The following is a 15,033-nucleotide window of genomic DNA, read 5'->3' as shown; positions in this document are numbered from 1 at the left end:
TCTCCACAAAGAGAAAGCCACAACAGAATCTCTCAAACGGCGATCCGCAAGCCGCGTTTTACTCATATGCGATTCCCCTGCCCTTGCGGGGGAGGGTGGGGAGAGGGGTGGCCCCGGGCGAGGACGTTCGCGCCGGCTCACACTACATCCGCATCACCGCCTGCCGGTCGATCTTGCCCGTTCCGGTCTTCGGCAGCTCGTCGACGAACGTCACCTCGCGCGGGTATTTGTACGGCAGCAGCTTTGCCTTGACGTAATCCTGCAGCCGCCGCGTCGCCTCGGTTGCTTCGAAGCCGCCGCGGTTCATCACCACCACGGCCTTCAGCGTCATGCGGCGGTCCGGCAGTTCGGCGGCGTAGACGGCGCATTCGCGGACGTCGGGGTGATCGGCGAGGCAGAGCTCGACCTCGAGCGGATAGATCCACTGGCCGGAGATCTTGACCAGGTCGTCCGCGCGGCCGCGGAAGAAATGAAAGCCGTCGCTGTCGCGCACAAAGCGGTCGCCGGTGTAGATCCAGCCATCCTCGCGCACGGTCTCGGCATTCTTGTCCGGCCGATTCCAGTACAGCGGCGTCGCGGAATCGCCCCGCACCCACAAAATGCCTTCCTCGTCGTCGCCGACCTCACGGCCGTTGCTGTCGCGCAACATGATCTCGTAACCCGGTACGCGCATGCCGGCGGCGCCGAGCTTTTTTGTCTCGGCGCGATTGCAGAGATAAATGTGCAAGACCTCGGTCGAGCCGAGACCCTCGATGATCTCGAGCCCGGTCAGCCGCTTCCAGCCATTGAAGACTTCGGCCGACAGCACCTCGGCGGCGGAAACCGCCATGCGCAGCGAGGAGAAGTCGGCAGCATCCGCGCCCTCCGCCTTGGTCAGGGTCACGTAGAGCGTCGGCAGGCCGAAGAACACCGTCGGGCGGTATTGCTCGATCGCGGCGAAGATCGCCGCCGGCTTCGGCTGCCCTGGCAGCAGCAGCGTCGCCGCGCCGACCGAGAAGGGGAAGGTGATCGAATTGCCAAAACCGTAGGCGAAGAAGATCTTTGGCACCGAGAAGCAGATGTCGCCGGGTGAAAGCTTCAGCACGCTGCGGGCAAAGGCCTGCTCGCTGTAGGCCATGTCGTGCTGCAGATGCACGATGCCCTTGGGGCGACCGGTCGAGCCCGACGAATACATCCAGAACGCCATGTCGTTGCGATGCGTGTCGGCCGCGTCGAGCTCGCTTGCGAAATCCGGCAGCCATTCGCCTGCATTGCGCGCCTCCGCGACGGCGTGCTCGCCTACCGTGCCGTTGACCACGATCAACGTGCGCAGCGGCGTGTCCTTGCAGGCCTCAGCGCTGAAGCGCGCGCAAAACTCGGCGTCGGTCACCGCGACCTGCGCGTCGGCGTCGGACAAATAGAATTGCAGCAGCTCCGGCGTCGTCAGCGTGTTGATCAGGAGCGGCACAAAACCCGCGCGCACCGCGCCGAAGAATGCCGCCGGATAGGCCGGGGTATCGTCGAGGAACAGCAGGATGCGGTCGCCGCGCGTAAGTCCCAGCGACTGGAAGGCGTGGCCCCAGCGTGCAGCCTCGGCGCAGAGCTCGCGATAGGTCCGCGTGCCGGCCGGGCCGGTCAGCGCGAGGCGCTCGGCATTGCCGTTGCCGAGATTGTCGAACAGGATGCGGCTCGCATTGTAGCGCTCGGGAAGCGCAAAGCCGATCTCGCGCGCGCCGGGATTGTCCTGCGGGACCTGGTCGGCGATCTCGGTCATGGCGTGCCTCTCGAAGACTTGCCCTTTGCGGCCTCGTAACGGGCCATGAACGCCGGCGACATCGCGCGCAGCCGCGCATCGTCGATCCGCCCGGAGCGGATGATGTAGCTGTAGGCGAAGTCCATCAGGCCGAGCTTCATGTGCTCGGGGAAATGCTCGTACCAGTCGGCGCTAGTGCGCGCCGCGGTGACGAGTTTTTTCACGATCGGCTTGCGCTCGCTCTCGTAGCGCGCCAGCGCCGCCGCAACGCCGCTTTCCGCCTCCAGCGCCTTGGTCAGCGCGATCGCGTCCTCGATCGCGAGCCGTGTGCCCGAGCCGATCGAGAAATGCGCCGAATGCAGCGCGTCGCCGATCAGCACCATGTTGCCGTGCGACCAGCGCTCGTTCCAGATCCACGGGAAATTGCGCCACACCGATTTGTTCGAGATCAGCCGGTGGCCGTCCAGCGTCGCCGCGAACACGTCCTCGCAGATCGCCTGCGACTCTTCGATGCTCTTGCTGGCGAAGCCGTAGGAGTCCCAGGTCGCCGCGTCGCATTCGACCAGGAAGGTGCTCATGTCCGTCGCGTAGCGATAGTGATGGGCGTTGAAGCTGCCGCGATCGGTGGCGACAAAGGTCTGCGACAGCGTCGCGAAGGGCTTTGTGGTGCCATACCAGGCGAACTTGTTGGTGGATTGCGACACCGAGGCGCCGAACGCGCTCTCAAAGCTGCGGCGGACCATCGAATTCAGCCCGTCGGCGGCGACGATCAGATCGTAGCCTTGGAGCTGGTCGACAGATTGCACTGTGGTGTCGAAGCGCGGTGCGATGCCGACGCTGCGCACGCGTTGCTGCAGGATCTGCAGCAGCGCCAGCCGCCCGATCGAGGAGAAGCCGACACCGTCGATCTCGACACTCTCGCCGCGCAGGTTCAGCGTGATGTTCTTCCAGCTCTCCATCTGTGGGGTGATGGCGTCGACCGTCTCGGGGTCGTCGGCACGCAGAAACTCCAGCGCCTGCTCGGAGAACACCACGCCAAAGCCCCAGGTGGCGCCGGCGGCGTTCTGTTCGAACAGGTCGATCTCGGCGTCGGGGTGACGCTTCTTCCAGAGATAGGCGAAGTAAAGCCCGCCGGGCCCTCCGCCGATCACGGCGATCCGCAACGTCTGCCTCCCAGATTGACAGTGTACTTACAATTTGGGTCCAGACTAATCGCCCTCCGGCGGGAACGCCAGAGGGAAAATGCGGGTAATTGGCCCGATCAGTGGTGTGCCACGATGAAGTCGGGTGGACGCGGTGTCGCGGCAGGCGCACTGCACCTCTCCCGCTTGCGGGGGAGGTCGCATCGCATCGATAGATGCGGTGCGGGTGGGGGCTCTCTCCGCACAATGAACAGCATCGTCCGCCGTGATACCCCCACCCCAGCCCTCCCCCGCAAGCGGGAGAGGGGGCGTAGTTCCTTCGCGGCGCTACCTCATTTCATCAGATGCGCTCAATAGCAGCGGCGGACCTTGACGCCGCCGACCCACACCCAGCGGCAGCCGGCAGCGACGGGCTTGCGGACCACGACGGCGCCGCGCGGGCCGGCGCATCCGGCACGATAGGGGCCGCGTCCGCAGACGGCGGCACTGGCCTCGGAGGATTCAAAAATCATGACGGCGGCAAAGGACAACAGGGCCGCGGCGATCAGCAAAAATGCGCGCATGGTAATCCCTCTCCCGGGGAGATCTGGTTGGGCCTGTGGTTGATCAGCAAGGTGCTACGGATCCGTGCCGGGCGTTCCGCCGGGCACACGTCGGATCATCGTGTCCGCAGCGGCTACTTCTTTTCCGCCGCCGCCAGCACCTTCTTGCAGGCGGGTGTCAGTTTGTCGCTCTCCTTGGCGAGGCAGGCGATGATGCGGCCGCCGCCGGGCGTCACGCTTTTGCAAAATTTCTCGTAGTCGCCCATGCAGGCGTCGCGCTGCGCGGCAGTCAGCTCCTGGGCGAAGGCGCCGCCCGCGGCAGTGAGCAGCACGGCAGTCAGGACGATACGCAACATCTGTCGCTTCCTTTTCCGGTCGGGTTGCAGGAGCAAACGGGATCAGCGCGCCGCGAACGGCGCCAGCACGTCGCGGCAGGCCGGCGAAAGCGAGCCGGCATTGTCTCCAAGGCACTTCACGATCCGGCCGCCGCCGGGTTGGACGCCGCCGCAGACCGAGCGGACGTCGGCGCCGCAGGCCGAGCGCAGCACGAACAGCTCTTCGCGCGGGCGCAGCGGCCGCAGCACGATCACGGTCGCCGCGGGGGCTGCCGCCGGTGCCGCGGCGGGCGCAGCCGTCGAGGTTGCGCCGCCGGCGGCCGGCGCCGCGCCACCGGCGCTGGCGGCGGCCACCGCCTTTTCGCAGCCCGGCGAGAGCTTCGCCTTGTTCTTCTCCAGGCACTGCAGCGCCGGGGCGCCGCCGGGCGGCACGCCGGCGCAGACCTTGGGATAATCGGACTGGCAGGCGCTGCGGATCGCCGAGACCTGCGCGCTCGACGGCTTACCCGCCGCCGCTGCGGCCGGCTTGGCGGCGGTCGCAGCCGGCGCGGCTTCGGTCTTTGCGGGTGCGGCGTCCGTCTTCGGCGCAGCCGCCGCGGCCGGCGCCTCCACCGCGCGCACCGCGCTCGCGCAAGCCGAACCGAGGCTCGCCATGTTCTTCTGCAGGCATTGCAGCGACGCTTCGCCGCCGGGCGGAACGCTGGAGCAGTGCGCGATGTAGTCGTTGCGGCATTGCGACTTGATGGCGTCGCGCTGCGCCTGGGTCGGCGCTTGCGACAAAGCGGGTGCAGCGCTCACCAATGTCACGGCCGCAAGCCATGCGGACAGCTTCGCTGCTCGTGTCAGCACGTTCATCATTTGACAAAATCCCTTGTTGTCGCCGGAGGCCGCCGCTCCGACCGAACTGAGTTTTGAAAAAAGTCTTCTTGTCGCAATCTCAACGAGCGATATCATTTTCGCTTTCGAGTTCCACTGCAAGCAGATTGTTGCTATGCATTGGATCAGGCTGGTTTTCACTCGATACGACGACTTGACGAAAGCTTTTTGAATCGAGGCTCGGAAATGAGGCTTGCGCCCACACCGCCGCATTTCGTGCAAAGCAACAGCAATATTGTGCGACTGCGAACCGCGCCCTTGCTGCGCATCGCCTTCGCCGGATTCGCATTCGTCAATTTAAGTGCCTGCGATCAAAACAGTTTTGTCCCGCCTCCGCCGCCGAAGGTCGAGGTCGCGCCGCCGGTGCAGCGCGCCATCACCCGCTATCTGGACGCAACCGGAAACACCGCGCCGATCCAGACCGTCGATCTGGTCGCGCGTGTCCAGGGATTCTTGCAGTCGATCGATTACAAGGACGGTGCCTTCGTGAAGAAGGGCACCACCCTGTTCACCATCGAGCCGGAAACCTACAAGCTGAAGCTCGAGCAGGCGCAGGCCGCCGAGGTCGGCGCGCAGGCGACGGTGAAGCAGGCCGAAGCCGACTACAAGCGGCAGGTCGAGCTGGTGCAGCGGCAGGCGGTCTCGCAGTCCACGCTGGATACCTCGACCTCGACCCGCGACAACGCGACCTCCAATCTGACGCAGGCCCAGGTCAACACCAAGATCGCCGCGGTCAATTACGGCTACACCAATGTGGCCGCGCCGTTCGACGGCATCGTCAGCAACCACCTGGTCTCGGTCGGCGAACTGGTCGGCGTGGCGTCGCCGACGCAGCTCGCCACCATCGTGCAGCTCGACCCGATCTACGTGAACTTCAACGTCAGCGAACAGGACGTGCAGCGGGTCCGCGACGAGGCGCGGCGGCGCGGCATCCCGATCGACGAGATCAGGCAATTGCCGGTCGAGGTCGGCCTGCAGACCGAGACCGGTTATCCGCACAAGGGCAAGCTCGATTACGTGGGGCCGACGGTCAACCAGTCGACCGGCACGCTTCCGGTGCGCGGCCTGATTCCCAATCCGGATCGCGCGCTGCTGCCGGGATTCTACGTCCGGGTTCGCGTCCCCTTCGACAAGCAGGACAATGCGCTGCTGGTGCCCGATACCGCGATCGGCAGCGACCAGGCCGGCCGCTACGTGCTGGTCGTCAACGCCGACAATGTGGTCGAGCAGCGCAAGGTCACGACAGGGCCGCTCGACGAGGGCCTGCGCGTGATCGAGAGCGGGCTGAAGGCCGACGATCGCATCGTCACCGCCGGACTGTTGCGCGCGATCCCCGGGCAGAAGGTCGATCCGCAGCTGCAAAAAGCCGAAGCCGCGGCGGCGCCTGGCAAGGAAGCAGCGCCGGCTCCGGCGAAGTAGGGGGCGCGCCATGATCTCGAAATTCTTCATCGAGCGCCCGGTTCTTTCCAACGTCATCGCGATCCTGATGATCCTGCTCGGCGGCGTGGCGCTGTACAACCTCGCGGTCGCGCAATATCCCGACGTGGTGCCGCCAACCGTGCAGGTGACGACGCGCTACCCGGGCGCCTCGGCCAAGACGGTGGCCGACACCGTGGCGCTGCCGATCGAGCAGCAGGTCAACGGCGTCGAGGACATGCTGTACATGCAGTCCTACAGCGGTGCCGACGGCACCTATACGCTGACCGTGACCTTCAAGATCGGTACCGATCTCAACTTCGCGCAGGTGCTGGTGCAGAACCGGGTCTCCAGCGCGCTGTCGCAGCTGCCGTCGGCGGTGCAGAACCAGGGCGTCACGGTGCAGAAGCGCTCGACCGCGATCCTGCTGTTCGTGACGCTGACCTCGCCGAACAAGACCTATGACAGCCTGTTCCTGTCGAACTACGCCACCATCAGCATCCGTGACGAGCTGTCGCGGCTGCCCGGCGTCGGCAACGTCACGGTGTTCGGCGCCGGACAATATTCGATGCGGGTCTGGCTCGATCCCAACAAGCTGCAGGTGCGCGGGCTGGTGCCGCAGGACGTGATCCAGGCGATCCAGCAGCAGAGCCAGCAGGTCACCGCCGGCCAGGTCGGCGCGCCGCCGGCGCCGCCCGGGCAGGCGTTCCAGTACACGCTGAACGTCAACGGCCGGCTCGACGACAAGAGCCAGTTCGAGGACATCATCGTCAAGAGCGGCAACGTCGGCGACGTCACCCGGGTCCGCGACGTCGGCTGGGTCGAGCTCGGAGCGCAGACCTACAGCCAGATCTTCTCGCTGAACCAGAAGCCCGCCACCGGCATCGGCGTGTTCCAGTCGCCGGGCGCCAACGCGCTGGAGGTCGAGAAGGCGGTCGAGAAGAAGATGGCGGAACTGGCCAAGCAGTTCCCGCAGGACATCAGATACGACACGCCGTTCGACACCACCAAGTTCGTCAACGCCTCGATCGAGGAGGTTTACAAGACCCTGATCGAGGCCGGCCTGCTGGTGCTGGTCGTGATCCTGGTGTTCCTGCAGGACTGGCGCGCGATGCTGGTGCCGGCGACCACCGTCCCGGTCACCATCATCGGCGCCTTCGCGGCGATGGCCGCGCTCGGCTTCACCATCAATTTGTCGACGCTGTTTGCGATCGTGCTCGCGATCGGCATCGTGGTCGACGACGCCATCGTCGTGGTCGAGGGCGCGGCGCACAACATCGAGCGCGGCATGTCCGGCCACGATGCCGCGATCAAGGCGATGGACGAATTGTTCGCGCCGATCGTCGGCATCACGCTGGTGCTGATCTCGGTGTTTTTGCCGGCCGCCTTCCTGCCGGGGCTGACCGGGCGGATGTACGCGCAGTTCGCGCTTGTCATCGCCGCCACCGCGCTGCTCAGCGCGGTCAACGCCGCGACCTTGAAGCCGACGCAGTGCGCGCTGTGGCTGCGCCCGCCAGCGCCGCCGGAACAGCGCAACTTCTTCTATCGCGGCTTCAACGCGGTCTACGACCGGCTGGAGCGTTTCTATGCCCGCATGGTCGGCGGCATCGCCGGGCACGCCAAGATTTCGGTCGCCATCGCGCTGATCATCATCGGCGCTGCCGGCTACGGCCTGTCGCGGGTGCCGACCGGGTTCATTCCGATCGAGGACCAGGGCTATCTGCTCGCCGCCGTGCAATTGCCCGACGGCGCCGCGCTCGGCCGCACCCAGCACGTGCTCGACAAGGTCACCGAGATCGCCAGCAAGACGCCGGGCGTCGACCAGGTGGTCTCGATCGCCGGCATCTCCGCGCTCGACAACTCGTCGAGCCTCGCCAATGCCGGCGTCGCCTATCTGATCCTGAAGGACTGGAGTGCGCGCGGCCCGGGCGAAGACCTGCGCTCGCTGGTCTTTGGCCTCAACGACAAGCTCGCGGTGATCCCGGAGGCGCGCATCCTGGTGATCCCGCCGCCGCCGATCCAGGGCATCGGCAACGCCGCCGGCTTTGCCATGCAAGTCGAGCTGCGCGACGGCAACGCCGATTACGGCAAGCTGCAGGCGGTCACCGGCGCGATCGTGGCCAACGCGCAGAGCCAGAGCGCGCTGCAGCGCGTGCAGTCCTCGTTCCGCTCGATGGTGCCGCAGTTCGACGTCGAGGTCGACCGCATCAAGACCCAGACCCTGCACGTCACTCCCGACCAGATCTTCTCGGCGCTGTCGACCTATCTCGGCGCGAGCTACGTCAACCAGTTCACCAAGTTCGGCCGCACCTTCCAAGTCTACACCCAGGCCGACGCGCAGAACCGCCTCAGCCTGCGCGACATCCAGAACATGATGGTGCGCAACAGCAATGGCGACATGATCCCGCTCGGCACCGTGGCGAAGATCACGCCGTCGGTCGGGCCCTCGCTGATCAGCCTGTATAACCTCTATCCGTCGGCATCGATCATCGGCCTGCCGGCGCAGGGCTATTCGTCCGGCCAGGCGATGGCGCTGATGGAGGAGATCGCCGCCAAGACGCTGCCGCCGGGCACGGGCTATGAATGGACGGCGATGTCGTACCAGGAGAAGGCGGTCGGCGGTCAGATCTACTACACGTTCGCGCTGGCGCTGCTGCTGGTCTATCTCGTGCTCGCCGGGCAGTATGAGAGCTGGTACGCGCCGATCTCGGTGATCCTGGCGGTGCCGCTGTCGCTGCTCGGCCCGATGCTGGTGCTGGTGGGCCTGCGGATCGACAACAACCTCTACACCCAGATCGGCATCATCCTGTTGATCGCGCTGTCGGCCAAGAACGCGATCCTGATCGTCGAGGTCGCGCTGGAGCGCCATCTGCGCGACGGCCACACCGTCCTGCAATCCGCGATCGACGCGGCGCGCGCCAGATTCCGGCCGATCCTGATGACGTCGTTCGCCTTCATCCTCGGCGTGCTGCCGCTGGTGCTCGCCACCGGCGCCGGCGCCAACGCCCGCAAGTCGATCGGCATCACCGTGTTCTCGGGCATGATTGCCTCGACCTGCCTCGCCGTGCTGTTCGTGCCGGCGTTCTTCGTCGTGGTGCAGAGTTTCGAGAACTGGCGCAAGGCGAAGAAGGGGAAGGCGGCGGGGCCGCAGCCGACGCAACAGACGCCGGCGCCGGGCGCAATCCGGTAATTCAGCGTCAATCGCTGCGTCATATTTCATTTTTCTTCAAATGCCTGTGACGGGCGGGCTCGCGGCGAGCGGGCGCCGACCGCCGACGAGAAGGCGCTGGATTCGCATCGGCGCCGACAGGCCAAGTCCTTCGACAAGCTGACAAAAAGGCCTCTTGCGCTGGCGGCCGGCGGCGCCGTGCGCAATCGCACCTCATGCCGAGCCCAGGCGGATAACGCTGATATGACGCACGCCTGCGAGGTTGAGCCGATCAAAACGGGGACGTGCAAACAGTGTGAGGTCGGTCATGTATATCGAGCGCTTCACGGCAACTGCGCGGCAATTGGTCGACGACGTCGCGAGCGAGCCCAGCGTCCAGTACCCCATCCGGAGATGGGGCGCGATCATTGCCGTCGATGTCGTCGAGTATTCGCGGCTCACGATCGTCGACGAGGAGCAGACCTATCACCAGTACAAGTCGCATCGCCGCGAGCTGATAGACCCCAAGATTGCGGAGTTCGGCGCCCGATTCCTCAAATCGACCGGCGACGGCATCATGGCGGAATTCGAGACCGCACTGGACGCCGCCCGCTGCGCCGTCCACGTGCAGCAGGGAATGGTCGGCAGATCAAGCGGTGAGGATGCCGACACACAGATTGTCTTCCGTATTGGCGTCAGTTGCGGCAGGATCATCGCCGATCCGGAAGACATCTACGGCCATGACGTCAACGTTGCCGCGCGGCTGCAGACACTGGCTCCGCCCGGCGGCATCGCGATGACCGAGGAGGTCGCCGATCGTGTCCGCGATGCCGTGGGCCTGCCGCTGGAAGATCTGGGCCTTCATTACTTCAAGAATATGTGCCGCCCGGTGCGGGTCTTTCAGTACCGGTTTGCAGCTGAAGCGAACTGATAAATTTCAATAGAATCAGTAAGTTGATAAATTTGACGATGGATTGACGCAGCCGCTGCATCATCGACAGGTCGCAAACCAGGGGAGATGCGCCCGTGCACGGAATTAGCCTCTCGACCATTCCTGAACTCGTCGACGGCGTGACAAGGCTCGCCGTCGACGCTGACCTCAGCGGTACGCAGAATTTGCTCGCGTTGACCGACGATTCGATGTTCGGCGCCGGCAAGGAGCCCGCGGAATTGCGAAAACTGATGCGCAGGCTGGCGGCGCGCATCAGCCGCGAGACGCTTCGTTCGGATCGCCCGGGCCGCAGCGAGGACAACCCCAACATCCCGTCCGGATACACCTACCTGCTGCAGTTCATTGCCCACGACATGGTCAACACGTCGATCTCCCTGGCGGCGACCGCGGGGCGGCGGTTCGGTTTTCAGAACGCAAGGCAGCAGCCGCTGACGCTCGACACGATCTATGGCGGCGGCCCGGATGTGAGCCCTCAGGTATACGAGTACAGCGCGCAGTGCGTGCACTCGCGCGGGCTGATGCCGCGAACCAAGATGCGCTGCGGCCGCGCGCAGGACCGTGTCCATCCGGACGAAAAGATGCCGTTTGCCGATATCGGACGCGCGATGCCGGTCGAGGTCCAGGACAGCGGCCTCGACTCCAGCCCCGGCAATCCGGAGTGTCTGCGCACCGAGGCCCTCGTCGCCGATGCTCGCAACGACGATCACGCGCTGATCGCGCAAGTGACGCTGCTGTTCCATCGCATGCACAACTTCATTCTCGATCAGCTGAACAGCGCCACGCCGGCAAAAACCGCATCGGACGCCTATCGCAATTTGATCTGCGCCCGCTTCATTCTGACGCTTCTGTACCGGCGGATCATCGTCAAGGACGTGATGTACCGGCTGCTGGATCCCTCGGTGTATCGCTATTACTTCCTGCCGGATATCAACAGCGGCAAGCTGGTCTGCGACCCGGATGCGGGCGTCCCTGTCGAATTCTCGCATGGTGCCTTCCGCTGCGGCCACGCCATGACGCGCAACAGCTATCGCGTTCGCGACGACACGCCGATCCCGGCCACGCGCGCCATGCAGTTCAGCTCACGGCGCGCGCCGCAGTTCGTGCCGCTGAGCAAGGAGTGGATCGTCAGATGGGAGCAGTTCTTCGAAATCAACGGCAAGAAACCCGCCAATTTGAGCCGCCGGCTGCGCCCCGACTTCTCCTCGCTTGCACGCAGCGAATTCTACTTTCCGCCGCTGCTGCTTTCGAGCGATGGGCCCGGATTGCCAAATCGTGACCTGGTCAGTGCCGTCTACGCGCGAATATGGTCCGCTCCCAAGCTGATCGACGCCTTGCGGTCAAAGAACCCCGAGCTCGCCAATTTCCTTCCGACCTATCAGCGGGAATACGCTGCAAAACTGACCGCCTGGTTGAACGAAACCGCGGATCCGAAGGGGGTCTCCGAACAATTCGAGGCGGGCGACATCGCGGCCATCGTCGACGATCCGCCGCTTCCGTTCTTCGTTCTGTTCGAAGCGGACATCAAGCACGACGGCCAGCGGCTCGGTCCGCTCGGCTCGATCATCATCGCCGAGGCGATCATCGGCGCGATGGTGAAGTCGCCGCTCGGCAAAGGCCCGTTTGTCCTGGACCCGATGCGGCTACTGAAAGACCAGACGGGAGAATTCCGGAAGCTCGGCGTCGATGAAAAGGCGTTTTCCGTCATATCGGAAATGCAGAGTTTTGAAGACCTCCTGGTGTTCATGAACGCGCATGGGCTCTTGCATCAGGGGTAGTGAGCCGACCTGCGACTTAAAGGGATTTGCAGCAAAGGAGTATGGATATGGGCACGACCTTGAAAATCAGCGATGACGTCCGTTGGGGCAAGTTGGTGAAGTCCTGGGCCACCGGGCGGAACTACTTCGATGCGGCCGGGCAGCCGATCCCGATTCCGCGGACCCTCGACGAACTGGTAAGGACGGCGAGCGGCGTCGGCGTCGACATCGTTTTTCCCGACGGCATGGTCGGCCTGGCGGTCATTCAGTACAGCCCCCAGACGGCCGTGGTGAAGCTGCCGCCCAAGGCGATGGTGGAGGAGACGGAAGCCCAGTTGCGTCAGCCGGGCGCGGTCTATCCAATGCCGCCATTCTATGAACAGTTCTTCGAATCCCCGCTGCCCGCAATGTCCACCGAGGATCTCTTCAATCTCCATGCCGCGCGCATCGGCGACTACTCGATCAGAAACTGCGGATGAAATCTTGCGGTCCGTCCTGCGCGCCATGTGCTCGCCGGACCGGACGCGTAACGACCGCAATCGAGATGGAGGAGATCATGGGTACTAGTCTGGAGATCAGCGACGACGTCCTGTGGGGCAAGCTGGTCAAATCATGGGCGACCGGCAATAACTACATTGCACCGACCAGGCCGGCTCCGCCGATACCGCGGACGCGCGACGAGTTGCTGGCGCAAGCCGCCGAGATCGGGCTTACCATCACGTTTCCGGACGGAATGGTCGGCCTGGAAATCATCCAGTACAGCGGAGAGACGGCGGTCATCAAGCTTCCGCCCAAATCGATGATCGAAGAGACCGAGGCGCTATTGCGCGGCGCGGATGCGCTCTATCCGATGCCGCAATTCTACGAGGACTTCTTCGCCGCGCCGCTTCCCGCGATGGACGAGGCTCGGCGCTTGGAGCTGCATGCGGCCCGGATCGGCGACTATTCGGTGCGAAACTGCGGCTAGGATCGTCGCGGGCTACCACCCGTGATGGCTGAGACCATCGACCGGCGCGCCGGCGCCGGCGATGCCGTCGCGCAGGCGGGCCCAGCTTTCTGCGCTTGCGATCGGGAACAGATAGAGAAGCCAGCGGGTCATGGTGGCGGGGGTCGCGGGCTCCGCGGACGACCAACGCTCGCGAACGACGTTGAAGAAGTGATCGAGTTCGGCGCGCGCCTCGTCGTGGCGTCCGAGGTGATATAGCGCGGCCGCCTTGAAGCCTGGCACGTTTGCATTGAGATCGCCGGCGAAATCCGCGGCTGAGACACAGCCTTCGTAGTCCTTGATCATGAACCGCACCGCGGTGTGATACGCCCATTGCAAGGCACTGGGCGCGACGGTCGCCATTCGCTTCAACATCGAATCGACGATGTCGCGGGCTTCGGCGTCGCGGCCGCAGAACGCATAGCAATTGGCGGCGGATACCAGGGTCCACGGGTCGTTGTGGTTGAGCTCATGCGCCAGCGGAATGTAGATCATCGCCTGCTCGTAGTGCCGTGCCATCGCGTGCGACCAGCCGAGGCACAGCTGGCTGCGCGAATCGAGCGGATCCAGCCGCGCCGCTTCCTGCGCATAGGCGAGGGCCTGCAAGGTCCGGTTGGCGTCGCGCGGCGTGCCGGGCTTGACGATGTGATAGGAGTTGTTGAGTTGCGCGAGGCTCGAAAAGGCCGGCGCAAAATCCGGCATCAGCTGCACGACCTGCCGGAACAGTTCCGCCGCCCTGTCCCATCGCTTGACATCGAAGCCGAGCAGGGTCGCCTGTCCGAACAGCCAGATGTCATAAGCTTTCAGGTCGACGAGTTGCCGGCTCATGACGCGGTTCAAGCGCTCCGCCGAAACGTGAACGTTGAGCGTCGATGCGATGCGGCGCACCAGGTTTTGCTGGGACTGGTGCCAGTTCTCCAGCGTCAGCGAGAGACTCTCGCTCCAGAGATAGGTCCCGTTGATGCCGTCACGCAGGGTCAGCACCAGGTGAACCGCCTTGCGGCTCTCGAATCCACTGGCGTCGAGCACGAACTCGTCCGCTTGAGTACTGGGCGTGGGACTCGCCGGGGCGCCCGCCCAATCCCTGATATGCCATTCGCGAAATCGCACGAGGCAGGCGATCAGTTCGCGTCGAAAGCCCTGGGCCAGGTAGTCGCGCTTCAGCTCGCTGCCCGACAGGGTGAACGATCCGACTGAAAGAATCAGCCGGGCGTCGCGCGCGGCCAATTGCTGGTCCACGCTCAGTCCCGCGGGCGGGCTGGGTGGCGGGCTCGCGATGATGCGCGTCGCGGGCAATGGCGCGGGACCGCCGGGAGCTTCGAGACCGGACGGCGCTCCGCTGAACGGCAGCGCTGCCTTGACCTCAGCGATCAGGTCTTGCGTCTGCTGCGTCGGCTCGACGTCGTACTCGGCCTCGAGCAGGTCCCAGAGATTCTTGTAGACCTTGAGCGCGCTGCCGATCGCGCCGTCTGCAACATGCCCGCGAATCAGATAACGGCAGGCTTCCTCGTGGGTCTGATCCAGATTGATGATCGCGGCGGCGATATCGCGGCCTTTCGCAGTAATGGTGATCTCATCGCGCAGCGCGGTCTCCAGATGGCGAATGAGTTGATCGCGAATGGTTTGCCGCTTGGCCGATACCCAGGTCTGAAATGCGGGGTCGCTGCTCTCGACCTCGCCGAAGATGTCGTCGACCAGGTTCTGCTGCGTCAGCAACTGCGGGTGCGGAGTTCCGGCCAGCGCATCCCTCAGCGCGTCGACCAGATCCACCTTGATCCGGGTGCGGTCGAGCGCGACAACGAGCTTGTCCGCGTGCAGTCCCTCGAAGCGGGACGGCGCGAGCGCGTTTCTGATCTCGTGCAGCGCCTGCCGCAGCGAGGCGCGCGCACGCTCCTCGGGGGATTCGCTCCAAAACAGACCGATCAGTCGTTCGCGGCTCTCTTCTCGCGACTCGGTGAGTGCCAGGTACCCAAGCAGCGCTTTGGTCTTGCGGCTGAGGGATTCGATCTCGTGTTCGCCAACGGACAGCGTCAGCTTGCCGAGCAAATTGATTGAGAGCGGGGGATCTTTCATCCCGCCACCTATTCCGCTCGCGCTAATCACAACTGGCGGCTCCACAAAATTGCCGCGATATGACAACGAATTGTCGGC

The 15,033-nt window shown here is 64.6% G+C and carries 12 protein-coding genes; 6 read left to right on the top strand and 6 right to left on the bottom strand.

Annotated features, from left to right (window positions below; genetic code table 11):
- Window positions 1-142: 142 nt before the first annotated feature.
- The 5 genes from XH93_RS40505 to XH93_RS40485 all read right to left on the bottom strand — a co-directional run bounded on the left by XH93_RS40505 (window position 143) and on the right by XH93_RS40485 (window position 4,609).
- Complete coding sequence (locus XH93_RS40505) at window positions 143-1,753, bottom strand: benzoate-CoA ligase family protein (RefSeq protein ID WP_194471730.1); 1,611 nt, start codon at window positions 1,751-1,753, stop codon at window positions 143-145.
- Window positions 1,750-2,895 carry an FAD-dependent monooxygenase gene (locus XH93_RS40500; protein ID WP_194471729.1) on the bottom strand — a complete coding sequence of 382 codons (1,146 nt, stop codon included), beginning with the start codon at window positions 2,893-2,895 and terminating at the stop codon, window positions 1,750-1,752. Before XH93_RS40500 ends, XH93_RS40505 begins: the two co-directional genes overlap by 4 nt.
- Before the next feature lie 329 nt (window positions 2,896-3,224).
- Window positions 3,225-3,437 (bottom strand): hypothetical protein, encoded by a 213-nt coding sequence (locus XH93_RS40495; protein ID WP_139479723.1) that lies wholly within the window; start codon window positions 3,435-3,437, stop codon window positions 3,225-3,227.
- Window positions 3,438-3,550: 113 nt separating this feature from the next.
- On the bottom strand, window positions 3,551-3,772 hold the full coding sequence (locus XH93_RS40490; protein ID WP_194471728.1) for a cysteine rich repeat-containing protein: 222 nt from the start codon (window positions 3,770-3,772) through the stop codon (window positions 3,551-3,553).
- A gap of 42 nt (window positions 3,773-3,814) precedes the next feature.
- A complete protein-coding gene (locus XH93_RS40485; RefSeq protein WP_194471727.1) occupies window positions 3,815-4,609 on the bottom strand; it encodes a hypothetical protein in 795 nt (264 codons plus the stop codon).
- Window positions 4,610-4,813: 204 nt separating this feature from the next.
- Here XH93_RS40485 and XH93_RS40480 point away from each other — a divergent pair, with 204 nt between their 5' ends.
- From XH93_RS40480 to XH93_RS40455, 6 genes are all read left to right on the top strand, one after another.
- Window positions 4,814-6,046 (top strand): efflux RND transporter periplasmic adaptor subunit, encoded by a 1,233-nt coding sequence (locus XH93_RS40480; protein WP_194471726.1) that lies wholly within the window; start codon window positions 4,814-4,816, stop codon window positions 6,044-6,046.
- Between the two features lie 10 nt (window positions 6,047-6,056).
- A complete protein-coding gene (locus tag XH93_RS40475; protein WP_194471725.1) occupies window positions 6,057-9,233 on the top strand; it encodes an efflux RND transporter permease subunit in 3,177 nt (1,058 codons plus the stop codon).
- Between the two features lie 286 nt (window positions 9,234-9,519).
- Window positions 9,520-10,122, top strand: a complete 603-nt coding sequence (locus XH93_RS40470; RefSeq protein ID WP_194471724.1) for an adenylate/guanylate cyclase domain-containing protein — start codon at window positions 9,520-9,522, stop codon at window positions 10,120-10,122.
- Window positions 10,123-10,217: 95 nt separating this feature from the next.
- The gene (locus XH93_RS40465) at window positions 10,218-11,918 is read left to right on the top strand and encodes a peroxidase family protein (protein WP_194471723.1); all 1,701 of its coding nucleotides are present in this window, start codon (window positions 10,218-10,220) and stop codon (window positions 11,916-11,918) included.
- A gap of 47 nt (window positions 11,919-11,965) precedes the next feature.
- A complete protein-coding gene (locus XH93_RS40460) occupies window positions 11,966-12,376 on the top strand; it encodes a hypothetical protein (protein ID WP_139858438.1) in 411 nt (136 codons plus the stop codon).
- A 77-nt stretch (window positions 12,377-12,453) separates the two neighbouring features.
- The gene (locus XH93_RS40455) at window positions 12,454-12,864 is read left to right on the top strand and encodes a hypothetical protein (protein ID WP_139858436.1); all 411 of its coding nucleotides are present in this window, start codon (window positions 12,454-12,456) and stop codon (window positions 12,862-12,864) included.
- Window positions 12,865-12,876: 12 nt separating this feature from the next.
- On the opposite strand, the gene XH93_RS40450 is transcribed toward XH93_RS40455, so the two are convergent.
- A complete protein-coding gene (locus XH93_RS40450) occupies window positions 12,877-14,955 on the bottom strand; it encodes a BTAD domain-containing putative transcriptional regulator (RefSeq protein WP_194471722.1) in 2,079 nt (692 codons plus the stop codon).
- Window positions 14,956-15,033 lie beyond the last annotated feature (78 nt).

The sequence above is a fragment of the Bradyrhizobium sp. CCBAU 51753 genome (assembly GCF_015291565.1).
GTDB classification, from domain to species: domain Bacteria; phylum Pseudomonadota; class Alphaproteobacteria; order Rhizobiales; family Xanthobacteraceae; genus Bradyrhizobium; species Bradyrhizobium ivorense.
Note: the sequence above shows the minus strand (reverse complement) of the source record. Positions and strands in the feature narration are given on the sequence as shown.

Excerpts from the sequence above, each read along its gene's own strand:
- XH93_RS40495 (WP_139479723.1), bottom strand. The coding sequence starts at position 3,437 with ATGCGCGCATTTTTGCTGATCGCCGCGGCCCTGTTGTCCTTTGCCGCC.
- XH93_RS40505 (WP_194471730.1), bottom strand. The coding sequence starts at position 1,753 with ATGACCGAGATCGCCGACCAGGTCCCGCAGGACAATCCCGGCGCGCGC.
- XH93_RS40480 (WP_194471726.1), top strand. The coding sequence starts at position 4,814 with ATGAGGCTTGCGCCCACACCGCCGCATTTCGTGCAAAGCAACAGCAAT.
- XH93_RS40450 (WP_194471722.1), bottom strand. The coding sequence starts at position 14,955 with ATGAAAGATCCCCCGCTCTCAATCAATTTGCTCGGCAAGCTGACGCTG.
- XH93_RS40455 (WP_139858436.1), top strand. The coding sequence starts at position 12,454 with ATGGGTACTAGTCTGGAGATCAGCGACGACGTCCTGTGGGGCAAGCTG.
- XH93_RS40460 (WP_139858438.1), top strand. The coding sequence starts at position 11,966 with ATGGGCACGACCTTGAAAATCAGCGATGACGTCCGTTGGGGCAAGTTG.
- XH93_RS40475 (WP_194471725.1), top strand. The coding sequence starts at position 6,057 with ATGATCTCGAAATTCTTCATCGAGCGCCCGGTTCTTTCCAACGTCATC.
- XH93_RS40470 (WP_194471724.1), top strand. The coding sequence starts at position 9,520 with ATGTATATCGAGCGCTTCACGGCAACTGCGCGGCAATTGGTCGACGAC.
- XH93_RS40485 (WP_194471727.1), bottom strand. The coding sequence starts at position 4,609 with ATGATGAACGTGCTGACACGAGCAGCGAAGCTGTCCGCATGGCTTGCG.
- XH93_RS40490 (WP_194471728.1), bottom strand. The coding sequence starts at position 3,772 with ATGTTGCGTATCGTCCTGACTGCCGTGCTGCTCACTGCCGCGGGCGGC.